This window comes from Haloferax sp. SDI50, from assembly GCF_059802635.1.
Genome location: NZ_JBPULL010000001.1, coordinates 2,062,243 through 2,083,510 on the forward strand (window position 1 = coordinate 2,062,243; position 21,268 = coordinate 2,083,510).

The 21,268-nt window shown below is 69.3% G+C and carries 26 protein-coding genes; 11 read left to right on the forward strand and 15 right to left on the reverse strand.

The features are described from left to right. Positions 1–14 precede the first annotated feature (14 nt). Positions 15–194 (forward strand): hypothetical protein, encoded by a 180-nt coding sequence (locus ACSR87_RS10835; protein ID WP_498530468.1) that lies wholly within the window; start codon positions 15–17, stop codon positions 192–194. A gap of 69 nt (positions 195–263) precedes the next feature. Here the strand turns inward: ACSR87_RS10835 and ACSR87_RS10840 are convergent, their stop codons facing one another. Both ACSR87_RS10840 and ACSR87_RS10845 read right to left on the reverse strand, forming a co-directional pair. Beyond that, complete coding sequence (locus tag ACSR87_RS10840; RefSeq protein ID WP_498530469.1) at positions 264–1,802, reverse strand: (R)-citramalate synthase; 1,539 nt, start codon at positions 1,800–1,802, stop codon at positions 264–266. A gap of 207 nt (positions 1,803–2,009) precedes the next feature. Then, a complete protein-coding gene (locus ACSR87_RS10845; protein WP_008577418.1) occupies positions 2,010–2,357 on the reverse strand; it encodes a DUF192 domain-containing protein in 348 nt (115 codons plus the stop codon). A gap of 102 nt (positions 2,358–2,459) precedes the next feature. On the opposite strand from ACSR87_RS10845, the gene ACSR87_RS10850 reads away from it, so the two are divergent. The 3 genes from ACSR87_RS10850 (at position 2,460) to ACSR87_RS10860 (ending at position 5,744) form a co-directional block, all read left to right on the forward strand. Further along, on the forward strand, positions 2,460–3,002 hold the full coding sequence (locus tag ACSR87_RS10850; RefSeq protein WP_498530470.1) for a DUF7097 family protein: 543 nt from the start codon (positions 2,460–2,462) through the stop codon (positions 3,000–3,002). Positions 3,003–3,102: 100 nt separating this feature from the next. Next, entirely contained in the window at positions 3,103–3,654 is a 552-nt protein-coding gene (locus tag ACSR87_RS10855; RefSeq protein WP_008577421.1) for a GMP synthase subunit A, read from the forward strand. A 176-nt stretch (positions 3,655–3,830) separates the two neighbouring features. Then, positions 3,831–5,744, forward strand: coding sequence for a DUF2070 family protein (locus ACSR87_RS10860; RefSeq protein WP_498530471.1), 1,914 nt, complete (start codon positions 3,831–3,833; stop codon positions 5,742–5,744). Positions 5,745–5,851: 107 nt separating this feature from the next. Here ACSR87_RS10860 and ACSR87_RS10865 read toward each other — a convergent pair whose 3' ends face one another. The 6 genes from ACSR87_RS10865 to ACSR87_RS10890 all read right to left on the reverse strand — a co-directional run bounded on the left by ACSR87_RS10865 (position 5,852) and on the right by ACSR87_RS10890 (position 7,629). After that, positions 5,852–6,058: an HVO_0649 family zinc finger protein gene (locus tag ACSR87_RS10865; RefSeq protein ID WP_144860029.1), complete on the reverse strand. Its 207-nt coding sequence runs from the start codon at positions 6,056–6,058 to the stop codon at positions 5,852–5,854. A gap of 180 nt (positions 6,059–6,238) precedes the next feature. Beyond that, entirely contained in the window at positions 6,239–6,493 is a 255-nt protein-coding gene (locus ACSR87_RS10870) for a DUF3194 domain-containing protein (protein WP_006600635.1), read from the reverse strand. Further along, a complete protein-coding gene (locus ACSR87_RS10875; protein ID WP_008577429.1) occupies positions 6,494–6,877 on the reverse strand; it encodes a prefoldin subunit beta in 384 nt (127 codons plus the stop codon). Between the two features lie 43 nt (positions 6,878–6,920). Further along, the gene (locus ACSR87_RS10880) at positions 6,921–7,190 is read right to left on the reverse strand and encodes a KEOPS complex subunit Pcc1 (RefSeq protein ID WP_498530472.1); all 270 of its coding nucleotides are present in this window, start codon (positions 7,188–7,190) and stop codon (positions 6,921–6,923) included. A gap of 1 nt (position 7,191) precedes the next feature. After that, positions 7,192–7,326, reverse strand: coding sequence for a DNA-directed RNA polymerase subunit P (locus ACSR87_RS10885; RefSeq protein WP_004044283.1), 135 nt, complete (start codon positions 7,324–7,326; stop codon positions 7,192–7,194). A 33-nt stretch (positions 7,327–7,359) separates the two neighbouring features. Further along, positions 7,360–7,629, reverse strand: coding sequence for an eL43 family ribosomal protein (locus ACSR87_RS10890; protein WP_089779151.1), 270 nt, complete (start codon positions 7,627–7,629; stop codon positions 7,360–7,362). Positions 7,630–7,731: 102 nt separating this feature from the next. On the opposite strand from ACSR87_RS10890, the gene ACSR87_RS10895 reads away from it, so the two are divergent. Beyond that, positions 7,732–8,736 carry an NAD-dependent epimerase/dehydratase family protein gene (locus ACSR87_RS10895; RefSeq protein WP_498530473.1) on the forward strand — a complete coding sequence of 335 codons (1,005 nt, stop codon included), beginning with the start codon at positions 7,732–7,734 and terminating at the stop codon, positions 8,734–8,736. Positions 8,737–8,773: 37 nt separating this feature from the next. Here ACSR87_RS10895 and ACSR87_RS10900 read toward each other — a convergent pair whose 3' ends face one another. Beyond that, on the reverse strand, positions 8,774–9,499 hold the full coding sequence (locus ACSR87_RS10900) for a DUF2103 domain-containing protein (RefSeq protein WP_498530474.1): 726 nt from the start codon (positions 9,497–9,499) through the stop codon (positions 8,774–8,776). A 125-nt stretch (positions 9,500–9,624) separates the two neighbouring features. On the opposite strand from ACSR87_RS10900, the gene ACSR87_RS10905 reads away from it, so the two are divergent. Beyond that, positions 9,625–10,437, forward strand: a complete 813-nt coding sequence (locus ACSR87_RS10905; RefSeq protein ID WP_498530475.1) for a hypothetical protein — start codon at positions 9,625–9,627, stop codon at positions 10,435–10,437. Positions 10,438–10,457: 20 nt separating this feature from the next. Here the strand turns inward: ACSR87_RS10905 and truD are convergent, their stop codons facing one another. Continuing rightward, the gene (gene truD / locus ACSR87_RS10910; protein ID WP_498530476.1) at positions 10,458–11,852 is read right to left on the reverse strand and encodes a tRNA pseudouridine(13) synthase TruD; all 1,395 of its coding nucleotides are present in this window, start codon (positions 11,850–11,852) and stop codon (positions 10,458–10,460) included. Further along, a complete protein-coding gene (pth2, locus tag ACSR87_RS10915) occupies positions 11,852–12,190 on the reverse strand; it encodes a peptidyl-tRNA hydrolase Pth2 (protein ID WP_498530477.1) in 339 nt (112 codons plus the stop codon). Before pth2 ends, truD begins: the two co-directional genes overlap by 1 nt. Before the next feature lie 95 nt (positions 12,191–12,285). Here pth2 and ACSR87_RS10920 point away from each other — a divergent pair, with 95 nt between their 5' ends. The 4 genes from ACSR87_RS10920 (at position 12,286) to ACSR87_RS10935 (ending at position 15,375) form a co-directional block, all read left to right on the forward strand. Beyond that, the gene (locus ACSR87_RS10920) at positions 12,286–13,026 is read left to right on the forward strand and encodes a Yip1 family protein (RefSeq protein WP_498530478.1); all 741 of its coding nucleotides are present in this window, start codon (positions 12,286–12,288) and stop codon (positions 13,024–13,026) included. 129 nt (positions 13,027–13,155) lie between these two features. After that, positions 13,156–13,743 carry a dCTP deaminase gene (dcd, locus tag ACSR87_RS10925; protein WP_004065038.1) on the forward strand — a complete coding sequence of 196 codons (588 nt, stop codon included), beginning with the start codon at positions 13,156–13,158 and terminating at the stop codon, positions 13,741–13,743. Then, positions 13,740–14,639 carry a thiamine-phosphate synthase family protein gene (locus ACSR87_RS10930; RefSeq protein ID WP_498530479.1) on the forward strand — a complete coding sequence of 300 codons (900 nt, stop codon included), beginning with the start codon at positions 13,740–13,742 and terminating at the stop codon, positions 14,637–14,639. The genes dcd and ACSR87_RS10930 overlap by 4 nt, the downstream gene beginning before the upstream one ends. 10 nt (positions 14,640–14,649) lie before the next feature. Further along, positions 14,650–15,375, forward strand: coding sequence for a class I SAM-dependent methyltransferase (locus ACSR87_RS10935; RefSeq protein ID WP_498530480.1), 726 nt, complete (start codon positions 14,650–14,652; stop codon positions 15,373–15,375). A gap of 129 nt (positions 15,376–15,504) precedes the next feature. Here the strand turns inward: ACSR87_RS10935 and ACSR87_RS10940 are convergent, their stop codons facing one another. Continuing rightward, entirely contained in the window at positions 15,505–16,428 is a 924-nt protein-coding gene (locus ACSR87_RS10940) for a sulfide-dependent adenosine diphosphate thiazole synthase (protein WP_498530481.1), read from the reverse strand. A 90-nt stretch (positions 16,429–16,518) separates the two neighbouring features. Between ACSR87_RS10940 and ACSR87_RS10945 the strand changes: the two genes are divergently transcribed. Further along, on the forward strand, positions 16,519–18,033 hold the full coding sequence (locus ACSR87_RS10945) for a dihydrolipoamide acetyltransferase family protein (RefSeq protein WP_498530482.1): 1,515 nt from the start codon (positions 16,519–16,521) through the stop codon (positions 18,031–18,033). Positions 18,034–18,084: 51 nt separating this feature from the next. Here the strand turns inward: ACSR87_RS10945 and ACSR87_RS10950 are convergent, their stop codons facing one another. Genes ACSR87_RS10950 through ACSR87_RS10960 form a run of 3 tightly spaced genes read right to left on the reverse strand, consistent with a single transcriptional unit; the run spans position 18,085 to position 21,176 of the window. Then, positions 18,085–19,134 carry an NAD(+)/NADH kinase gene (locus ACSR87_RS10950; RefSeq protein WP_498530483.1) on the reverse strand — a complete coding sequence of 350 codons (1,050 nt, stop codon included), beginning with the start codon at positions 19,132–19,134 and terminating at the stop codon, positions 18,085–18,087. After that, entirely contained in the window at positions 19,135–20,145 is a 1,011-nt protein-coding gene (locus ACSR87_RS10955; protein WP_498530484.1) for an alpha-ketoacid dehydrogenase subunit beta, read from the reverse strand. After that, positions 20,142–21,176, reverse strand: a complete 1,035-nt coding sequence (locus ACSR87_RS10960) for a thiamine pyrophosphate-dependent dehydrogenase E1 component subunit alpha (RefSeq protein WP_498530485.1) — start codon at positions 21,174–21,176, stop codon at positions 20,142–20,144. The genes ACSR87_RS10955 and ACSR87_RS10960 overlap by 4 nt, the downstream gene beginning before the upstream one ends. Positions 21,177–21,268 lie beyond the last annotated feature (92 nt).

Genomic DNA, 21,268 nt, shown 5'->3' on the forward strand with positions numbered 1-21,268 from the left:
GCGTCAGCGCAAGTATGAGTGCGAACGCAGCAAGCGCGGACACGAGCGAACGGGACGGGATGCGACGCATCGACGTGACGACGGTCCGGACCGGCCGCGTCGCCGACTTCGCCGAGACGGAACTCGGCGACGACGCTATCGGGTTCGAGCGCCGCGGCGGCTGGACCTACCTCGTCGCCAAAGAGACGCAGTAGTCCGGGTTCGGATTCAGTCGCCCCGGGAGCGGGAGAAAAACGCGGCCGCGACGCGACAGGGTCGTTTTCTCAGTCGTCGGCCGACGCGGGCGTCGGCGACGTGTGATTCGGCGCGAGCAGTCGGTCCAGCGCGTTCACCATCGCCTGGACGCTCGCCCGCGTGATGTCGGCGTGCGACGCCGCGACGGTGACACTCCGGTCGCCGAGCGACATCGTCACCTCGACGGTCACGACGGCGTCGGTGCCGCCGGTGATGGCGTCGACGTGGTACTCGTCGAGTTGGGCGTCGGCGTCGGGTCCGAGCGCCTCGCGGACGGCTTTCACCGCGGCGTCGACCGGGCCGGACCCGGTACCGGAGGCGACGCGTTCTTCGCCGTCGACGCGGAGGCGGACGCTCGCGGTCGGCGTGCCGCCGCCCGAGGCGGCCGTGAGGTCGAGCAGTTCGACCTGTCGGGCGCGCTCGCGGCCCTGTACGTCCTCTGCGAACGCGAGGAGGTCGGCGTCGGTGACGCGCTTGCCGCGGTCGCCGAGTTCCTTCACGCGCTCGACGACGGCGGCGACTTCCTCGTCGGTGGCGTCGACGCCGTGTTCGTCCAGCGCGGCCTTGACGCCGGCGCGACCGGCGTGCTTCCCGAGGACGAGGCGGCGCTCGCGGCCGACCGTCTCCGGCGGGTACGGCTCGTACATCGCGTCGTCCTTGAGCGTCCCGTCGGTGTGGATGCCGCTCTCGTGGGTGAAGGCGTTCTGGCCGACGACCGCCTTGTTCGGCGGGAGCGCGACGCCCGTGGCCTGCGCGACCTTCTGGGCGAGCGCGTACAGTTCGTCGAGCTTCACCGACTCCACGTCGTAGCAGTGGTCGAGCGCGATGGCGACCTCTTCGAGCGCGACGTTGCCGGCGCGCTCGCCGATGCCGTTGACCGTGGTGTGGACGAGGTCCGCGCCCGCGGCGAGGCTGGCGTGGACGTTCGCCATCGCGAGGCCGAGGTCGTCGTGGGTGTGCGTCGAGGTCGGGCCAAGCTCAGCGAGCCGGGAGACGACCTCGTAGGTGTGTTCGGGGCTCGTGTGGCCGACCGTGTCGGCGAAACAGAAGCGGTCGGCGCCGGCGTCGTGGCTGGCGCGCGCGAGCGATTCGAGGAACTCCGGGGCGGCCCGCGAGCCGTCCTCGCCGATGACCTCGACCCAGAGGCCGTGGTCCTTGGCGTAGGCGACGAGCTCGTCGGTCGTCTCGACGACATCCTCGCGGGTCGTCCCGACTTTCGACTCGACGTGTCGGTCGCTCGCCGGCACGACGAGCGTGACGCCGTCCACGTCGCAGTCGAGCGCGAGGTCGACGTCGTTCTTGACGCCGCGGGCGAAACTCGTCACCGTCGCGTCGAGGCCGAGCGACGTGACGCGCTTTATCGTCTCGCGCTCGCCGGGGCCGGTACAGGCGCTGCCGGCTTCGATGTAATCGACTTCGGCGCGGTCGAGCGCGCGGGCGATGTCGGCCTTCTCGGCCGGGGTCAGCGAGACGCCGGGGGCCTGCTCGCCGTCGCGGAGCGTGGTGTCTAAGAGCTGTACTGAATCAGAAGTGCGTAGCTCGGGGGTCTTCCCGAATCGTTCGTTCACGGTAGAATCGTGTCCTTGTGGGTTAGAACCGTCGAATTTCACAGCCAGCCGTCTCGCGACGACTTACTCTATCCTCCGTCGGTGTGGTAGGTCCCGACATAGTAGTTGAAGACAACTGTCGATGAAGGGATAAAAGAGATGGTTCCGACAGAAATTGGTGTCTCTCCGGGGACCGCGCTGGACGAGCGTTGCTTCGAGACCGTCGAGTCACTCCGTAATCTCGACTAAGTCGCCGGGTTCGACGCCGTCGGCCGCGCCCGCGGGGAGTTCGACGACGGTGTCGGCCATCCCGAAGCCGATGCCCGTCCACGCCGACAGCCGCTTTTTCTTCGTCACCTCGTCGCCGACGAGCCAGAGCGCGTCGATGTCGAACGGGACGAACACCATGTGGAGGCTGTGGCGGTCGGCGTCGTCGAACCGGAAGACGAGGGCGTAGTCGTCCGGGACGGAGCCGCGGAACATCAGCCCGCGCGCCTGCGAGAGAAACGAGTCGGCCGTCTCGACGTCCGACGCGAGGGTCGATTGGGCTCCGTTCTGTCGGTGAACGAGTCTCACGACGCCGGCTTCGACGGCGGGCGTGATGAATCCACCGCCGGGACGGCGGGCCGTCCGCCCTCGAGAGCAACGTTTAGGCCCGCCCCGCCCCGAACGCGCCTCATGGAGCGGACGCCGACAGGGACGCCCGTGGGAGTCGACGACCCCTACGACCACGCCGGCCGCTGCGACCACCTCACGAGCGACGGCGCGTGTCGCCTCGCCCGCGAGTACGCCGACCGCGACCCGGCGTTCACCCGCGAGCGCGCCCGAGCCGATTACGAGTGCGTCGCCGCCGCGGAGGGCTGTGACTTCCGCGACTGCCCGCACTACGCCTCGACGACGAACGGCCGCGAGTGCGTCCGCTGCGGCCTCGAAGAGGTCCGCATGGCCCACGATTCGGCCGCCCGCCCGTTACTCGAAGCACACCACCTCTCGTACGGCGGCCGCGGCGGTGATGGCGACGGTGACGGCAGCGAACCCTCTCACGAAATCACGGTCGCGCTGTGTCGGTGGTGTCACACGAAGGTCCACAAGTCGTTCGCCCGCATCGACGACGACGCCTCCCCGGATGTCGAAGCCATTGCCGAGCGGGAGGGCCGCCGGACGAAGGAACTCGACGAACTCGGGTTCCAGACGGCGCGGGACCGCGCCGGCGACGAGTGAGTCGCGACTCGACCGCCCCGACGCGCCAATCTGATGCACGGATACGCGCATCTCGGCCGTTCTTCGATTGACTTTTAGGCACGCTGGTCCAATCCGGCACATGACCCGCATCGTCGTCATCGACAACCACGGGCAGTTCACCCACCTCGAACGGCGCGCGCTCCGCGACCTCGGCGTCGACACCGAACTCGTCGACAACGACACCGACCCCGCGGACATCGACGCGGACGGCATCGTCCTCTCCGGCGGCCCCGACATGGACCGCATCGGCCGCAGTGCCGACTATCTCGACCTCGACGTGCCCGTCTTGGGCATCTGTCTCGGCATGCAGATTCTCGCCGAGGAACTCGACGGGCGCGTCGGTTCCGGCGACTACGGCGGCTACGCCGACGTGGACGTTGAAATCCTCGACGAGGACGACCCCCTTATCGGCTCGCTCGCCCCCGAGACCCGCGTCTGGGCCAGCCACGCCGACGAGGTCAAGGAGGTTCCCGAGGGCTTCACCCACACCGCCACGAGCGACGTGTGTACCATCGAGGCCATGAGCGACGCCGACCGCGACCTCTACGGCGTCCAGTGGCATCCCGAGGTCGCCCACACCGCCGAGGGCGAGGAAGTGTTCGAGAACTTCATCGAGGTCTGCGAGCGGTAACCGGTAGCTGAGCGGTCGGTCGCCTTCGACCGCGACCGGGTGCTCCGCGACGACTGGCTTTTTTCTCCGTCGCCGCGGCGGAAAACCGCAATCCTGCGACACGATGAAGTCTCTCACAGTCGTTCCTCGGAAGCAAGCCGAGACATTTACCGGCCTCCGTTCTGTCTGTTCGGGAAATGACCTCCACCCAGAGCGACCTCGCCGGGCTCTCGCGGTTCATCTTCCGCGCGCCCAGCTGGTACACGAGTCTCGGGTTCGCCCTGCTCGTCGCCGCGATGGCGGGTATCGGCGCGTTCGACTCCGGGGACCTCGCCGGCTCGTGGCGGGGCATCTTCTTCCTCGGGAGAGACGCTTGGGAAGGCATCTTCTTCATCGGGATTCCGACCGTCGTCGCGGCGTTCGGTACCACCGGCGTCGACCGGTTCGTCGGCGGGAAGCTGACGCACAACCGCTCGTCGCTCCTCGCGCTCGCCGGCGAGGTGATTATCGTCACGTTCCTCACCGGGGCCGCCATCGTCTCCGTCTTCACGGGCCTCGGCCAGACGTTCATCTTCGACGCGCTCGTAATCGCTCTCGCGTCGGTGTTCGCCTTCCGCCTGCTCATCGTGATGGCCGTCTCGCGGTCGTCGCTGCTCATCGCGGCGGTCCCGGCGAGCATCCAGACGCTCACGTCAGCCGCGCTCCTGTTCGTTTACAGCGGCACGCTCCGATTCTTCGAGGTCGGCGGTCCCATCCTCGACGCCTATCTGATGCCGTATCTCGCCCGCCCCGACCGGGCACCGCCGGAGCTGTCGGCCATCGCGCTGAGCCACTTCCAGCTCCTCGCGATTACCTGCGTGATGTACGCCCTCGGGGTCTACGTCTTCCTCCGCATCGTCGACCGCCCGTGGCGTCGCGGCCTCGGCGTGTCGGTCCTCGACTTCATCCGCGGCTTCATCGGCCACATCGCCGAGGGCACCCGCGAACTGGAGGACTTCTTCGAACAGCTCGGCCAGGAGGCAATCGTCCCCGTCACCGTGCTCTCGTTCGAACGCGACGACGGAACCGAGAAAGCCCGGTTCGTCCTGCCGATGATTCACCCCGGTCCGATGGGCGAAATCGGCGGCGGCAACTTCCCCGAGCGCGTCGCCCGCCGGGCGGAGGGCCTCGTGTTCCCGCCCCACGCGACCGCGGGCCACGACTTCAACCTCGTGACCGAACGCGAGGTCGACGTGGTCCTCGACGCGGCCGACGACGCCTACGAGCGCATCGAGTACAGCCCCGACGTGACCGAAAGCGTCCGCGTCCAGTCCGGCGACGCGAAGATGCTCGGCCAGCGTTTCGGTGACGACGCGCTCCTCGTCTCGACGTACGCCCCGCAGTTCGCCGACGACGTGGAGTACGCGGTCGGCCTCTCGGCGTCCGCCGAGGCTCGCACCACGGGCCTGCGGGACGTGCTTCTCGTCGACGCCCACAACTGCAACAACGGGCTTCAGGGCCCCGACCTCGGTCACGTCACGCCGGGGAGCAAGCGCTCGTTCGACATGATTACCGCCGCCGGGCTCGCGGGCGAAGAACTCTCCGCCTCGTCGCGCGGGTCGCTGTCGTTGGGAACGGCGTTCGACCCGACCGACTGGACGCCGCGGGAGGGTATCGGCCCGCTGGGCATCCGCGTGGCCGCGACGACCGTCGGCGACCAGACGACCGCGTACGTCCTCATCGACGGCAACAACATGGAACCGGGCCTGCGCGACCGAATCGTCGAGGAGCTCACGACCGGGCCGAACGCGAAAGCCGACGTGGCCGAGGTGATGACGACGGACACCCACATCGTCAACACCGTCGAGGCGGAAAATCAGGTCGGCGCGGCCATCGACCCCGACGAACTCCACGAGACCATCGACCGCCTCGTCGACGAGGCGCTCGCGGACACCGAACCGGTCGTCGCCGGCATGGCGACCGAACGCGCCGAGGTGACCATCTTCGGCAACGACCGCACCGAGACGCTCGCCAGCCACGCCAACGTCGTCGTCTCGATGGGCGGGGCGCTCGCGCTCGCGCTCATCCTCGCGGCGATGGCCGTCAGCCTGCTGGTGTTCTTCCTCGCGTAGGCGACGCCGGCGGCTCGTCGCCGCCCGGCGCTCCCTCCTTCCTCTCGTTCCGGCTCCGGCGTCGCCACTCGCGAGTCGATTCCAGCGACGAGCAACTGCCCGCCGCACTACTTCAGCGAGAGCGTCCGCGTCTCGATAGCGCCGCAACTCGGACAGACCCGCCGGTAGAACACGCTCGACCCGGTCGTCTTGGCCGACCACTCGCCGTCGTCGTCGGTGAAGCCACATTTCGAACAGGTGAGGTCGGCGTCGCTGTATCGCTCCCGCAACCGGTCCAACGCGGTCGTTCCTCTCGGCGTCCTTCTGATTGACATACGGTACCATACACCACTATCACGTTTAATTGTGTCGGGCGGTTCCGCACCGAATCGCGGTGGTACTTGCGGAATCCGAAACGAATCGTCCGACTCTCTCGTTCGGTCGCGCGCCGACCGGCACAGCGCCGCCGCTCACCGGACAAAATCGAGTGCGGGGGGTGCCCGCGAGAACGTCCCTTACTCCTCGTCGGCGGCCGCGAACAGTTCGTCGACGGCCTCTTGGGCCGTCAGCGCCGCCTCCTCGGCGACCGCCTCCGCGTCGTCGGCGTCGTCGGGCGCGTTGACGTACACGTCAACGTCGAGGACGCCGTCTTCGAACGTCACGGTGACGTCGAAGTCCTTGACGCGCGACTGCTTGAAGCGGGCGAAGATGAGGCCTTCAGCCGCCTCCGCGGCGGTTTCGACCACTTCTTCGTCCGTCGGCTGTGACATTTACGCGCCGCCGGGGCCCATCGGACCCGCGCCGCCCGCGCCGCCCTGAAGCATCTGCTGGAGCTCTTCTTGCAGGCTCTCGAACTTCTCCTGCACGCGCGTCTCCTGCTTCGTGAGCTGCTCGACGCGCACTTCGAGGCTCTCGACCTTCTCTTCGAGGTCGTCCTTGGCCGATTCGTAGTCGGTCTCGATGAGGAGTTCGCCGACCTCGCGGTACATCTTCGAGTCACCGTCGATCTCTTCGAGCGTCGTGAGCGCCGTCTGCGCCTCGTTGAGCGCGCTCTCGGAGGACTGCTTCTGCTCGGAGACGTTCTGGGCGGTCTCCTGAAGGTTCTGCAGTTCTTCGAGCTTCTCTTGGGCTTCCGGCGGTAGGCTTCCCTGCATACCCGAACCGACGGGACGCCGGCCCTAAAACACCCGCGGTCTCCTACGCGGACTCCGACAGCGCGCTCCCCGCCGAAGCGACGCGCTCTGCGGTCTCTACGAGGCGTATCCACGAGTTCACGCCCGCGCGGAGCGCGACGAGGTCGTCGGCCTCGACGGTGACGACGACGGTCCGTCCCTCGCGGGCGACGCGCGCGCCGGACCGGGCGTCGTCTATCTCGCCTTCCTCGACGGCGACGCTCCGCTCGACGACACGAGCGCGCCGCTCGTCGGGGTAGTCGAATTCGAGCGAAGCGCTGTGCGCGGGGCGCACGCTACTCGACGGCGACTTCTTTGACGTTGGGCGACCGCTCTTTCAGCAGGACGCGGTGCCCGCAGTACGGACAGCGGACGCCACCGAACTCGTCCAGTTCGACATCGCGCTTGCACCGGGAACACTTGTAGCTCATTGTGAGATGTAAAGCGTCGAGGCTACTTGTGGGTTATTCGTCCTCGCCGGTGAGCGCGGCGCGGATGGAACGACGGACCTGCTTGCCGGCGGGGGTCTGCGGGCGGTAGGTGCCGCCGGTGAAGACCTCACCGGTCTTCTCGTTCTTCCAGACGCCGGTTTCGACGCGAGTGACGTCGTCGCCGTCGACCTTGGAGTTGCGCATCTCTGCTTCGATTTCCTTGACGCGGCGTCGAGCGACGCGGCCGTACCGTGCGCCGAAGCGCCCGGAACTACCGACGGATCGTGCCTTCTTCTCGGCCATAGTACCGCGAACTACCTCGCCGGTATGGATAAACCCTACGAGTCGTCTCGGGACCTGACGGGCCTAGACACGGCTTTGTCGCCGGCGCGCGTACGGGAGGCTATGACACAACACGTGGTGGTGGGTGCCGGTCCCGTCGGACTCGCGGTGATGGAACCGCTCCGAGAACGCGGGGAGGACGTGGTCGCGGTGACCCGCCACGAACCCGACTTTCTCCCCGAGGGCGTCGAGAGCCGCCTCGCCGACGTGCTCTATCCCGACCGCGCCGTCGCCGCGTTCGCGGACGCGGATGTCGTCTACCACTGCGCCAAACCGCCGTACGACCAGTGGCCCGAACTGTTCCCCGACCTCACCCGCGGCATCGTCGCGGGAGTCGAAGCCGCCGGCGCGCGCCTCGTCGTCGCCGAGAACCTCTCCATGTACGGCCCGGTGCAGGCTCGTCTCTCCGAAGACCTCCCGTACGCCGCCACCGGCCCGAAAGGTCAGGCCAGAGCCGAGTGCGCCGATATCGTCCTCGACGCCCACGAGGCGGGTCGCATCGAGGCGACCATCGGCCGCGCCAGCGACTTCTTCGGCCCGCGCGTCCGCGAGTCGGTCGTCGGCGAGCAGGTGTTCGGGGCCGCCGTCGCCGGCAAGCGCGCGAAGGTGTTCGGCGACCCGCGACTCGCCCACACCTACACCTACGTCCCCGACTTCGCGCGGGCGCTCGTCCTCCTCGGTGAGCGCGACGAGGCGCTCGGCGAGGTCTGGCACGTCCCGAACCCCGAGACGGTCTCGACGCGCCGCTTCGTCAACCTCGTCTACGAGGCCGCCGACATCGACCCCGGCTTCCCACACATCATCGCCGCGCCGGGGGTCGCGCTGACGCTCGGCGGCTACCTGAGCGCGCCGCTGAAGGAGCTTTCGGAGATGCGCTACGCCTTCGAGGAGCCGTACGTCGTCCGCGACGCGAAGTTCCGCGAGGCGTTCGGTGACGCGGTCGAACCGACGCCGCTGGAGGACGCCATCGCCGAGACGGTCGCGTGGTTCGAATCACAGCGCGAGGCCGACGAGACGGAGCCGATTCACATCGAGACGGCCCCGGAGGGCGCGACCGAGTCGGCCTGAGTCGCTCACTCGATTCCGGCCTCGACGCGCTCACCCGCTACTCGTCTTGGAGCCCGTCTTCGCGCAGCGCCTCGTTCAGGTCGTCGCGGACGCGCTCGCCCGTCTCGCGGTTCATCGCCGTCGTGACGATGCGGTTCTCTTGGACGCTCGACCCGTCTCGCAGGAGGAGTCTGACGTTCCCGTTGCCGTCGGCGCGGGTGACTTTCGCCCGGAGGCCCGTCCGCGACCCGGTGCCGCCGGCGTCGATGGGGCCGGGGATGACTTTCTTGACGTGCGGGTGGCCGGCGACGACGCCGATTGCCCGGCGGCCCCGTCGTCCGCCGATGAGCGTGCTGTGGCTCCCGCCCAACTTTTCGGCGGGCGGGATATCGACGACCTCCAGCGCCCGCTCGCCGCGAGTGTCGAGGACGCGCTGGACGGGGTCGTCGTCGGAGACGCGGTAGAACTCGTGGTGGAGTTGGGCACGCGTCTCGCGGAGCGGAGCGCGCTCGCCCGCGGCGTACACCGTCTCGGGGCGCTTGCGCCGAATCTCGTCGGCGACGAGGCCGGCGAAGTTACGGAGTTGAACGACCTTCGTCTCGTCGTTCGACTCGGGAATCGTCGTGACCGTCGTCTCGCCGAGCACGTCTTCGTCGTCGAGGAACGTCAGCGTCGCGCGGTCGGCCGCGAAGACGGCCACGACGGCGTCGCAGTTGGCGGTGTTGCAGGTGAGACAGTAGTCTCCCGGCTTCTCTAACGGATTTCCACACCGCCGACAGTGCATATCGACGTGTCGGTCGTGCGCGTACAAAAGGCCGTTTATACGGTTCGAGGCGGACGCGCCGCGACTCCCGCCGCGGACTCGTCCGGCGAAACATATTCGTTCCCGTGTCCGAGACTCCACTTCGTATGCGCCGCCGAGCCCTTCTCGCGTCGCTGTCGCCGCTCGCGCTCGCCGGTCTCGCCGGACTGGTCGCGCTCGCGCTCGATCCCGAGACGACCGTCCGTCTCGCCACGCAACTTGGCCAGTCGGCGCTCGACACGGGCCGGGGGGTCGCCTCGTATCTCGGTCGGGCCGCGCCGCTTTCGACGGCGCTGTTCGCCGTCCTCGCGTGGGTCGCCGCCGGGGGCTTCCGCGCCTTCGTCGCCCACCGCGACCCCTCCGACACGCGGACGACCGCCGAACACGCGTTCGCGCTCGTCGCCTCGGCGACCGTCCCGCTCGTGGCCATCTTCGCCCGCGACCGGCCGGCCGTCGTCGCCGGCGCGGGCGTCGCGCTCCTCGCCGGCGCGGGAGCCGTCTTCGCCGGCCGCTCGAACGCCAGGGGCGTCGTCACCGGGTCGCTGTACGCGGTGGCTCCCGTCGCCGTCGCCGTCGTCGTCGCGTCCCTCGTCGCCGGGGCCGCGGTCGCCCGAACCGCCACGCTGGCGCTCCCGCTGGCCGTCGGCTACGCGCTCGGCGTCGCTAGCGCCCGCGGCCGACTCCGCCTCGGCGCGGCGGTCTCGGCGCTCGCGTTCGCCGTCCCCGCGTGGTCGTACTTCCCGCCGGCCGCGGAGGCCGCCGGCTTCCAGCCGGGAACCGTCGGCCTCGCGGTCGGCTTTGCGGTCGCCGCGACGCTTCTCTCGCTTCCGTTCGCGGCCATCGGCTACGCGACCACGCGCACCGCGGACGCGGCGCGTCGGGCGGGAGCCAGCCCCGCCGCGAGCGCCGTAGAACAGTAAGTTCGCGTCTCGATTCGTTTTCAGAGGTCCAGCGGGCCGGCCTTCAGATACTCGCGCATCACGGCCGTCGCGTACGAGCCGTGGGGGAGCGCGAAGTCGAACACGAGGTCGTCGCCAGCGCCCTCAGCACCGTCGGCGTCGCCGTCGTCGTCGCCGCTCTCGCGTTCTACGTCGAGGTCGGTGCGGACGAGAATCGCCCGGCGCGTCCCGGTCGACCGGAAGTTGCCGGGGAGGTCGAAGTCGCCCGGTTCGAGGTCGAGGTCGTCGAGGACGGCCCGCTCGATGTCGCCCTGTTCGCCCTCCGCGAGTTCGGTGTCGGTGCCGACGAGCGGGGCCGTGACGAACGCGCGACCCCGCTCGATGTGGCGGCTCATGACATCGACGCGGCGGCCCGTCGCGGTCTGGAGGCGGCTCACGTCGGGGAGTTCCAGTCCCTCGGGCGCGTCGCGGTCAGCGAAGCAGACCACGTCGCCCTCGACGGGTTCGTCGAACGGGAGGCCGCGGTCGAGGCGCTCCGAGAGCATCCGGTTGAACGCGTAGGACTGCGCGGCGTTGACGAACAGGCGCTGGAGGTTCGACGGGACCGATTCGAGCGCGTTGCGCCAGTCCGCGTCGGTCTCCGCGCCGTCCTCCGCGAGTCGGTGGAGCATCCCGCGCTCGTAGCCGAGGTAGCCCGGAATCCGGTCGAGCGCGCGGTGCCAGTCGGGGTCGGCCGACGCGGCTTCCTCGTCGACGACGGCGCGACCCGCCTGTGTCTCCTCGGGTTCGTCCTCGGTCGGCCCGCCGCAGTACGCCAACACGGCCTCGCGCCACTCGCCGCGGACGACGTGCAGGCCGACTGTGTGGGTGACGGGGCGGATGCTGCCGAACCGCTGGTGGCCGAAGAAGTTCGGAACGCCCACACGGCCCTCGCGGCCGCCGAACTCGGCGAGGGCGTCGGTGACGGCCGCGGCGTTGTCGGGGGTCTCGGGGTCGCGGACGCGGATGCGGAAGCCGTTGCCCGCGAGGTCACCGAAGTTCAGTGTCCGGCCGAGGCGGCCGACGACCTCGATGTCGGCGTTCGGAATCTCGGGCACGTCGGCGGCGTCTCCGCCGTTGACGGTGAACAGCTGGGTGGTCACGGCGTGTTTGTCCTTCGTGCCGGCCCACGAGACGCGCTCTCTGCTCGCGTCGAGTTCGTCCGAGAGCCGGCCCGCGAAGTCGTTGGTGTCCCAGCCGCGGAGCGTGACGCGGAGGACGAGGTTCGGGAAGTCGCCGGTCGGCGCGTCCGGCGGGCGGACGTTCAGCGAGTCGAGTTCGAGTTCGCGCACGCGGAAATCCTCGGGGGCGACGCGGAGGCGGCCGCCGACGCCGTCGGCGTCGCTCACGTAGCTGTCGATGCCGACCGCGCGCTCAAGCGGGTGTGCCTCGCGCATCAGTACAGCGAGAGGTCGCCGGTCACGCGGTCGATGTCGTCGTCCTCGGCGGGGCCGACGGCGAGCGCCGTCACCGTGCCGGGGTCGAGCTGCGTGTGTCCCGCGTCGCGGATGATGGCGTGGGGAATGCCCGCCCGCTCGGCCTTGTCCGCGAGCGTGAACAGTTCGGACTCGCCGTTGGCCTTGAGGACGACCTTCTTCTGTCCGCCGCCCTTCCAGCGCTTCCGGGTCTGCGAGTCGGTGTCCTCGTAGGCGGACAGCGAGGCGTGGGCGACCTGCGCGGCGAGCTTTCCCCGGCCCATGCCGAGGTCGGCGCGTGCGACGATGGCCTGTTTCATGCCCGCTACTCCCCGCCGACGCGGTAAATGTCCTCCCATCGCGGGCGTCGCGCACGAGCAAAAAACATTTCACAGACATCTCCGTGGTGCGACCGATGGCAGGTCCCCGAACGCCCCTCCGCAAGCCGCGCGAGTACTTCGCGTCGCGGCCGCGACCGCTCGACACCCGGCGCGCGCTCGCCGTCGTCGCGCTCGTGACGCTCGTCGTCGCGGCCGCCACCGGCGCTATCCTCGTCACGTTCACCCAACAGCTCGACCAGCGGGTCAGCGTCGACAACCCCCAACACGCCCCCGAGTTCATGTGCGAGAACTACGAGGAAGGCGGTCCCTTCGACGACATGGACGCGCCGGCGGGCTGTGACCCGTCGGTGCCCGAACAGCTCGACGAGCGCCTCGGTGACCTCGTCTGGCAGGAAATCTCGTGGGTCCCGTGGGCGATGCTCCTCGGCGTGCCGCTGTTCTGGCTGTTCGAGGGGGCGGTGCTCCACCTCGGCACGTCGCTCGTCGGCGGCGAGGGCGGCTTCGCGGAGTCGCTGACGGTCGCCGCGTGGGGGATGGTCCCGAGCGCGGCCCGCGCCCTCGCGCTCGCCGGCTACCTCGCCTACGCCCTCCCGCGAATCGACCTCCCGTCGACGCCCGACGCCGCGGTCGCCGCGATGCAGTCGGCGCTGTCCGGCTTCGGCCTCGTCAGCGGGGCCGTCGTGGTCGTCACGGTCGCGTGGGCGACGTACGTCCGCACCTACGGGATGGCTCGCGCCCGCGACCTCGACGTGGAGTCGGCCGCGGTCGTCACCGTCGGCCTGAGCCTCGTCGGCCTCCTGTTCGAACTCCTCTGAGCCGCGTCGGGTGGGTGCGTCGCTCCGGCGTCGCTCCGTTGCGTCGGGGGCGCTGTCGCCCCGCCGAGACGGGGTGTTGTCTCCGGTCGAAAGGTGGATTTACTTGTCCGCGTCGCGCTCCCTTCGAGTATGATACTCTCCGACTCGGACATCCTCTCCCGCCTCGCCGAGGGTGACCTCGTGGTCGACCCGATAGACGACGTGGACATGCAGGTCCAGCCCGCGAGTGTCGACCTCCGTCTCGGCACCGAATTCCTGGAGTTCCAGCGCACCAACATCTCCTGTATCCACCCGAACCGCGAGAGCGAGGTTTCGGAGTACGTCCGCGAGACGCACGTCCCGGAGGGCGACGACTTCATCCTCCACCCCGGCGACTTCGTCCTCGGCACGACCAAAGAGCGCGTGGAGATTCCCGCCGACCTCCTTGCGACCGTCGAGGGCCGCTCCTCGCTCGGCCGCCTCGCGGTCGTCATCCACGCGACCGCTGGCATCGTCGACCCCGGCTACGAGGGTCAAATCACGCTTGAACTGTCGAACCTCGGCACCGCCCCGGTCGCGCTCACCCCCGGCATGCGCATCTCGCAGCTCGTGTTCACGGAGATGAAGTCGCCCGCGGACCGCCCCTACGGGGTCGAACGCGGCTCGAAGTATCAAGGCCAGCGCGGGCCGCAGGCGTCGCGGCTCAGTTCGGACCCCGAGTTCGGTGGTGACGAATGAAGTTCATCGAAGAAATCGTCGTCGACGCGTTCCTCCCGACGTTCCGCGCGCTCCTCGCGGAGGACCTCCGCGACCGCGGGTTCACCCAGTCGGAGGTCGCTGAGGCGCTCGGCATCAGCCAGAGTGCCGTCTCGAAGTACGCCCACGGCGAGGTCGCCACGAACGAGCGGGTCGCCACCGACCCCCGCGTGGTCGACCTCGTCTCCCGCGTCGGCGACGGCCTCGCCACCGGCGACATGACGCCCGTGCAGGCGCTCGTCGAGGCCGAGGTTCTCATCCGCCAACTGGAGGAGGGCGACCTGCTTTCGGACCTCCACGAGGAGGAGATGCCCGAACTCGCCTCCCACGACGGCTTCCGGAGCATCCACGACCCCGAGGGGCGGCTCCGAACCGTCGAGCAGGTCCGCTCGTCGGTCCGACGCGGCCTCCGCATGCTCACGAACACCTCCGGCTTCGCGGGGCTCATCCCGAACGTCGGCTCCAACCTCGTGGAGTCGCTGCCGGACGCCGACAGCGTGGACGACGTGGCCGCCATCCCCGGCCGCATCTTCGACGTGAAGGGGCAGGCGACCGTCCCCGGCGAACCCGAGTTCGGCGTCAGCGGCCACGTCGCCGGCGTCCTGCTTTCGGCCCGCGCCGCCGGGGCCGACGTGAACGCCGCGCTCAACATCGTCTACGACGCGGGCGTCATCGAGGACCTCGAAGCCGCGGGCTACGAGTGCATCGAGTTCGACCCCGACGCGCCGACCGACCCGGTCCGCGAACTCCTCACAGCCCGCGACCTCCCGGAGACGTTCGTCGTCTACCAGAGCGGCGGCTACGGCATCGAACCAATCACGTACATCCTCGGCCCCGACGCGCCCGCCGTCGCCGACGTGGTCCGCGCCCTGCTCTGAGCTCCGTCCCATGACAGCCGAACAGTCCGGTTCTCGTTCTCGCGCTCGCTCCCGTTCCCGTTCTCCCTCCGCTGTCGCCCAGTCGTTCTACACCCGCTGGGCGACGCTCTACGACGCGCTCGCCCGCCGCGCGCCCGGCGTCGGGAGCGTCAGAACCGAAGCCGCCGACGCGCTCGCGCTCGACCCGGGCGAGACGGTCGTCGAGATGGGCTGCGGAACGGGCGCGAACCTCCCGTATCTCGCGGAGCGCGTCGGCTCCGAGGGGACCGTCGTCGGCGTCGATTTCTCACCCGGCGTCATCGACGTGGCCCGCGAGCGAACCCGCGAGTTCCCGCAGGTCCACCTCGTCCGCGCCGACGCGACCCGGCCGCCGGTCGCGGGCGACCTCGATGCATCGCCGGACGCCGTCCTCGGCACGTTCGTCTCGGGGATGTTCGACGACCCCGCGGCCGCGGTCTCGTCGTGGGCGGACCTCGTCGGCCCCGGCGGCCGGCTTTGTCTCGTCGACCTCGCGGAGACGACCGCCCCGCGCTGGCGACCGCTTAACCCGGCGTTTCGGGCGCTCGTCCGCGTCACCGCGCCGCCGGGGTCGCGCACGATGCGCGCGTCGCCGACGAAGCTGCTGAACCGGCGGCTCGTCGCGGCCCACCGGGCGCTCGAATCGCGGTGTCGGGTGACCCACGAGACGACCCACGCCCTCGGCTTCGCGCGGGTCCGTGCGGGCGTCGTGGAGTAGCTGATTCAGAAGCGCCGCGCTGTCGTCACTTCTAGGTCGTCTGCGACACGGACGAAAACGGGTCGGGAACGACCCAGAACAAGTGTCAGAGGCGTCGGGGGAACCGACAATCGGACCGCCGGGAAGCGGTCAGTCGTCGGCCGGCGCGGGACCGGAGATGCTCACGTCGGGCGCGTCGCGGCCGAGTTCGTCGAGACAGGACTGCGCCGCCTGTCGCCCGGAGAGCAGCATGGCACCGAACGTCGGGCCCATCCGCGGCAGGTGGTGGGCGGTGGCGACGGCCATGCCGGAGGCGACGACGCCGGGGTGGACGACGCCCGTCGCGTCCACGATGCTGTCTTCGCTCTCGGAGACCCACATCGAGTCGTGGCCGGGCGAGTCGTGGCCGGGCGCGCCGTACTCGCCGTCGGCGGTCTTGTCCATGCCCGTGTTGTGTTCCTTGGCGTGTTCGATGCCGTTGACGTCGAGGACGCCGCGCTCGGAGAGCTTCGAGAGGACGACCGCGTCGTGGCCCGTCGCGTCGAGGACGAGGTCGGACTCGACCGCGATGGGGTCGACGCAGGTGAGTTCGCGCGGGAGCGCGTGGACCGGCGTCCAGTTCATGACGATGCCGCCGACGCGGTCCTCCTCGCGGAGGACGACGTCGGTGAACTCCGTCATGTTCTGTATCTTCGCGCCGGCGTCGCAGGCGGCCTTGATGAGCGCGGAACAGGCGTGCGGGCCGTCGGCGACGTACAACCCCTCGGCCTCGTCGCTCTCCTCGTAGGGGACGCCGAGTTCGTCGAGGACGCGCTGGGCCGGGTCGCGGACGGTCACCTTGTTCATGAGGAAGCCGCCCAGCCAGAAGCCGCCGCCGAGGTAGTTGTTCTTCTCGACGATTGTCACGTCGACGCCGCGCTCGGCGAGTTCCTTGGCCGCGACGAGCCCGGAGGGGCCGCCGCCGACGACGATGACTTCGGTGTCGGTGCGCTCGCGGAACTCCTCCATCCACGAGTCCGAAATCGCGCGCGTGACCTGTGCTTCCGTCGCGTCGGTGAAGCCGTCGAACGACATACTACCTAGTGATACCACCTAGTAGTAAAATCTGGTGGTCGCGCCTCGGCCGACCTAGCTATATCACATTCTATTGTGTATGTTACTGCCATGGCGTACGTAGTCAAAATGCCCAAACTGGGGTTAGAGATGAAGTCCGGCGAGCTTTCGGCGTGGCTCGTCGCGGAGGGCGACGAGGTCACCGAGGGCGAGCCAATCGCTGAAATCGAGTCGGAGAAGACGACCGCGGAAATCGACGCCAAGGAAGACGGCGTTCTGCGGCGCGTCGTTCTCGCGGAAGGCGAGTCGACAGCGCCCGGCGGCGCGCTGGCAATCGTCGCCGGCGCGGACGAGGATATCACCGGGTTGGAAGCTGACGCGGGCGTCGGTGAGGGCGGGAGCGAACCCGCCGCGACCGACGACTCCGCGGACGACTCGTCCCCGACCGAGGCGACCGAGACGACGGCGGCGGCGACCGGCGGCGGGGACGATTCGTCGGTCGCGCAGTCGCGCTCGCGCGGGTCGGACGGGGCGTCGGGGAACGGCGAGGTCCGGGCGTCGCCGCGCGCGAAGCGACTCGCGGAGGACCTCGGCGTCGACCTCACGACCGTCGAGGGCACCGGGCCGCAGGGCGCTATCACCGAGAGCGACGTGGAAACCGCGGCCGAATCCGCGACGCCTGCCGAGGCCGACGACGCCGGGTCGACCGCCGCTGCGGCCGAAAAACGCGTGTTCGCCCCGCCGAGCGCCCGCCGCCTCGCCCGCGAACTCGGCGTCGACATCGAGGCCGTCGAGGGGACGGGACAGAACGGCCGCATCACCGAGTCCGACGTGCGGGCGGCGGGCGGCGCGACTGCGGCGGCGACCGACTCGGCGGCCGCCGGAGCCGCCACGACCGCTGCGACTGACACGACTGCCGCGAGCGAACCGGCCGAAACGGAGCGGCCGCTATCCGGGATGCGCCGCACCATCGCTGACCGCCTCGGAGAGAGCTACCGCGAGGCGGTCCACGTCACGGTCGACCGCCGCGCCGACGCGGAGGAACTGTTGGCCGCGGCGAACGCCGCCGACGACGCTCTCGGCGCGGACGTGTCGATAACGGATGTCCTGCTCCTCGCGCTCTCGGCGTCGCTCGACGAACACCCCGAGTTCAACGCGACCTTCGAAGACGGCGTCCACCGGCTCCACGGGGAACACAACATCTGCATCGCGGTCGACGTCGACGAGGGGCTCATCGCACCGGTCGTCCGCGACGTGGCCTCGCTGTCGCTGGCCGAACTCGCTGAGACTCGCGCCGAGACCACTCAGCGGGCGCTGTCGGGCGACTTCACGATGGACGACCTCTCGGGGGGGACGTTCACCGTCTCGAACCTCGGCGTCCTCGGCGTCGAGTCGTTCGACCCGATAATCAACCCACCGCAGGTCGCCATCCTCGGCGTCAACACGATTCGCCGGGAGGCCGTACCGACCGATGACGGCGACGTGGCCGTCCGGCGGGTCATCTCGTTTTCGCTGTCGTTCGACCACCGCATCGTCGACGGGGCGGACGCCGCCCGCATGCTCGGCACGCTCGTCGAACACGTCGAGAACCCGTGGCCGCTCGTCATCGCCGCCGGCGGGCGGTGAAAAAAGGGGGTCGAACTGGTCGGGCGGGTCGACCGGCCCGTCCCCGCCGGCTCACCCGAGCCTGAAGCGCCCGTCGTCGGCCGCCCGTTCGAGGACCGCCTCGACGTCGACCAGTCGCGGGCCGTCGCTTACCGGACGGAGGCGGACGGTTCCGTTTCGCACCTCGTGTTCCCGCTCGCCGTCGACGCTTATGACCCCGCGGTCGACCTCGAACGCGTAGTCCTCGCCGTCGTCGAGGACGCGGTGTTCGGCCACGTCGACCGCCGAGAGGCGTCCGGGGACGGTAATCGCTCTGACCGTCGTTGCCGGCCCGGTCGTCGCGTCCCCCGCCCCCGCCGCGTCTGTCCCGTCACCCCCGTCATCCCCGTCACGGGCCAGTCGGAAGCCGACGCCGCCGGGGTCGTCCGGTCGGTGCGTGACGAGACCGCCGGCGATACCCGACAGGCCGATTTCCGCGGGCGACGAGCGCGAGACGACGCCGCCGACGATGTCGCTCGGGTCGAGAATCGCCCGCGTGCCGACGAAGGGGCGGTCGAGGACGCCGACGGTGGCGAGGCCGCGGATGACCGTCGTCTCCTCGGACCGGACCACGTCGACCTCGATGGTTCCGTGTCGCGTCGTCGTCTCCGCTGCGGAGACGGCTCCGCTCCCGACGAGCCCGGCGGCCGCGCCCGCGACGGTGCCGTCGACGGGCGTCGGGACGACGTTGTTCGTCCCCGTCGAGATGCTCACGACCGGCACGTCGTCGACGGTCTGGGCCACGTCCCGCGTCGTGCCGTCGCCGCCGAGGACGACGACGGCGTCGGCGTGCTCCGCGAAGTGGGCCGCGGCCGTTCGGCTGTCTTGACCCGACGCGGTGACCGTCATGTCCACGAACTCGGTTCCGACTCCGTCGGGCGCGTCGTCGACGATACGGCCGGCGAGCCCCGTGTTGTCGGGCATGACGAGCACCTCCGCGTCGTCGACGAGCGTCAGCCCCGCGAGGACGCAGCCTGCGGTGCGGCGTTTCGCGTAGTTGTTACTGACGCTCGCGCCGCCGGTGAGTCGGCGGATGTCGCGGCCGGCGGCGGGGTTGACGACGAGCCCGATAGTGGTCGTCACTTACACGATGCGGTTGATTGCGGCTTCCACGTCGGAGCCGTGGGGGAGCACCTCTTCTTCGAGCGCGGGGCTGAAGGGGATGTGAACGTCTGCGACGCCGACCCGCTGGATGGGCGCGTCGAGGCTGTAAAACGCGTTCTCCATGACGCGCGTCGCCACCTCGGCGTGGGTCCCGTACGACAGCGGGCTCTCGTCAGCGATGACGAGGCGGCCGGTCTTTTTCACGCTCTCGACCAGCGTCTCGGTGTCCATCGGGTAGAGCGACCGGAGGTCGATGACCTCGACGCTCGTCTGTCCCGCGAGTTCCTCGGCGAGTTCGACCGACTCACCGACCATGCGCTGGGTGGCGACGACGGTCACGTCCTCGCCCTCGCGCTCGACGCTCGCGGTGCCGATTGGGATAGTGAAGTCCTCGTCGAGCGGAACCTCGCCCTTCTGCTCGTATATCTGCTTGTTCTCGAAGACGATGACCGGGTCGTCCGACCGGATGGCCGACTTCAGGAGGCCCTTTGCGGACGCCGGCGTCGCGGGCGCGACGGCCATCACGCCGGGGAAGTGGGCGAACCACGTGTGAATCGTCCCGGAGTGCTGGCTGGCCGCGCCGCTCCCGCCGCCTTCTGTCGTTCGGACGGTGACGGGCATCTCCGTCTTGCCGCCGAACATATAGCGGTTCTTCGCCATCTGGTTGATTATCTGCTCGGAGCAGACGCCCATGAAGTCCGAGAACATGATTTCGACGACCGGCCGCGTCCCGGTCGCCGCCGCGCCGACCGCCGCGCCCATGAAGCCGGCCTCGCTGATGGGCGTGTCGCGGACGCGCTCCTCGCCGAACTGCTCGACGAGGTCGCCCGTGACCTCGTAGACGCCGCCGAACGCGCCGACGTCCTCGCCCATGACGAACACGTCGTCGTCGCGTTCGAGTTCCTCGCGGAGGGCGAGCCGAATCGCCTCTCGGATGGTCATCTCCTTCGTCTGGTCCGGGCCGGTCCCGCTTTTCGTCTCGGTGCTCATCGGTCCTCACCCCCGTCGGCCCGCATCCCGCTGGAGAAGTCGCTAATCTCCGGGACGGCCGCGTTGAACATGTCTTCGTACGCCTCGCTGGGGTCCGGGTACGCCGCGTCTTTCGCCTTCCCGACGGCGTCCTCGATCTGCTGGTTGATTTCGGCTTTCATCTCGTCGAACTCGGCTTCGGTTATCGTTCCCGCGTCCACGAGCCGTCGCTTGAACGTCTCGATGGCGTCGCGGTCCTTCCAAATCGCCACGTCCTCCTCGGTTCGATACGGCTGTTGGTCGCCCTCGAAGTGGCCGTGGTATCGGTACGTCTCCGCCTCGATGAACGTCGGTCCCTCGCCGTCAGCGGCCCGCTTGCGCGCCTCCTTGACCGCCTCGTAGACCGCGGTGATGTCCATCCCGTCGACGGTGAAGCCGGGGATGTTGTACGCCTCCGCGGTCTCGCTGAGGTTCTGGACGTTGTGCTGTTTCTCGACGGGCGTCGCCTCGCCGTACTGGTTGTTCTCGACGAGGAACACCGCCGGGAGGTCCCACGTCGCCGCGAGGTTGATGGCTTCGTGGACCTGTCCCTGCGCGACCGCGCCGTCGCCGAAGAACGCCAGCGCGACGGTGTCTTCGCCCTTCAGGTGCGAGGTAAGCGCGGCACCCGTCGCCAGCGGCGGTCCCGCGCCGACGATGCCGTTCGCCCCGAGCATCCCCGCGTCGACGTCCGCGATGTGCATCGACCCGCCTTTGCCGTTGCAGTAGCCGTTTGCCTTCCCGAACAGTTCGGCCATCATCAGGTCCGGGTCGAGGCCCTTCGCGATGCAGTGGCCGTGTCCCCTGTGGGTGCTCGTGATGTAGTCGTCCGATTCGAGGGCCGAACACGCGCCGACCCCGACCGCTTCCTCACCGACGTAGAGGTGGACGAACCCGGGGAGCTCGCCGTCGCTGAATAGGTCGGCCGCCTTCGTGTCGAACGCCCGAATCGTGAGCATCCGGCGAAGCGCCTCGCGCTGTCCATCCTCCGTCTCGATGTCTAGTACCACCATGCGACGTACCAACAATTGCCATAATCTATGATGACTTTTTCTCAACGTGGCAGTTATCGAGTCTGTCTCGCGGCTGTGACTGTGTAATCGAG

What these genes read in the sequence shown, in the direction of transcription:
- ACSR87_RS10835 (WP_498530468.1), top strand. Translation starts at nt 15, where the DNA reads ATGAGTGCGAACGCAGCAAGCGCGGACACGAGCGAACGGGACGGGATG.
- ACSR87_RS10850 (WP_498530470.1), top strand. Translation starts at nt 2,460, where the DNA reads ATGGAGCGGACGCCGACAGGGACGCCCGTGGGAGTCGACGACCCCTAC.
- ACSR87_RS10855 (WP_008577421.1), top strand. Translation starts at nt 3,103, where the DNA reads ATGACCCGCATCGTCGTCATCGACAACCACGGGCAGTTCACCCACCTC.
- ACSR87_RS10860 (WP_498530471.1), top strand. Translation starts at nt 3,831, where the DNA reads ATGACCTCCACCCAGAGCGACCTCGCCGGGCTCTCGCGGTTCATCTTC.
- ACSR87_RS10865 (WP_144860029.1), bottom strand. Translation starts at nt 6,058, where the DNA reads ATGTCAATCAGAAGGACGCCGAGAGGAACGACCGCGTTGGACCGGTTG.
- ACSR87_RS10870 (WP_006600635.1), bottom strand. Translation starts at nt 6,493, where the DNA reads ATGTCACAGCCGACGGACGAAGAAGTGGTCGAAACCGCCGCGGAGGCG.
- ACSR87_RS10875 (WP_008577429.1), bottom strand. Translation starts at nt 6,877, where the DNA reads ATGCAGGGAAGCCTACCGCCGGAAGCCCAAGAGAAGCTCGAAGAACTG.
- ACSR87_RS10885 (WP_004044283.1), bottom strand. Translation starts at nt 7,326, where the DNA reads ATGAGCTACAAGTGTTCCCGGTGCAAGCGCGATGTCGAACTGGACGAG.
- ACSR87_RS10890 (WP_089779151.1), bottom strand. Translation starts at nt 7,629, where the DNA reads ATGGCCGAGAAGAAGGCACGATCCGTCGGTAGTTCCGGGCGCTTCGGC.
- ACSR87_RS10895 (WP_498530473.1), top strand. Translation starts at nt 7,732, where the DNA reads ATGACACAACACGTGGTGGTGGGTGCCGGTCCCGTCGGACTCGCGGTG.
- ACSR87_RS10900 (WP_498530474.1), bottom strand. Translation starts at nt 9,499, where the DNA reads ATGCACTGTCGGCGGTGTGGAAATCCGTTAGAGAAGCCGGGAGACTAC.
- ACSR87_RS10905 (WP_498530475.1), top strand. Translation starts at nt 9,625, where the DNA reads ATGCGCCGCCGAGCCCTTCTCGCGTCGCTGTCGCCGCTCGCGCTCGCC.
- truD (WP_498530476.1), bottom strand. Translation starts at nt 11,852, where the DNA reads ATGCGCGAGGCACACCCGCTTGAGCGCGCGGTCGGCATCGACAGCTAC.
- pth2 (WP_498530477.1), bottom strand. Translation starts at nt 12,190, where the DNA reads ATGAAACAGGCCATCGTCGCACGCGCCGACCTCGGCATGGGCCGGGGA.
- ACSR87_RS10920 (WP_498530478.1), top strand. Translation starts at nt 12,286, where the DNA reads ATGGCAGGTCCCCGAACGCCCCTCCGCAAGCCGCGCGAGTACTTCGCG.
- dcd (WP_004065038.1), top strand. Translation starts at nt 13,156, where the DNA reads ATGATACTCTCCGACTCGGACATCCTCTCCCGCCTCGCCGAGGGTGAC.
- ACSR87_RS10930 (WP_498530479.1), top strand. Translation starts at nt 13,740, where the DNA reads ATGAAGTTCATCGAAGAAATCGTCGTCGACGCGTTCCTCCCGACGTTC.
- ACSR87_RS10935 (WP_498530480.1), top strand. Translation starts at nt 14,650, where the DNA reads ATGACAGCCGAACAGTCCGGTTCTCGTTCTCGCGCTCGCTCCCGTTCC.
- ACSR87_RS10940 (WP_498530481.1), bottom strand. Translation starts at nt 16,428, where the DNA reads ATGTCGTTCGACGGCTTCACCGACGCGACGGAAGCACAGGTCACGCGC.
- ACSR87_RS10945 (WP_498530482.1), top strand. Translation starts at nt 16,519, where the DNA reads ATGGCGTACGTAGTCAAAATGCCCAAACTGGGGTTAGAGATGAAGTCC.
- ACSR87_RS10955 (WP_498530484.1), bottom strand. Translation starts at nt 20,145, where the DNA reads ATGAGCACCGAGACGAAAAGCGGGACCGGCCCGGACCAGACGAAGGAG.
- ACSR87_RS10960 (WP_498530485.1), bottom strand. Translation starts at nt 21,176, where the DNA reads ATGGTGGTACTAGACATCGAGACGGAGGATGGACAGCGCGAGGCGCTT.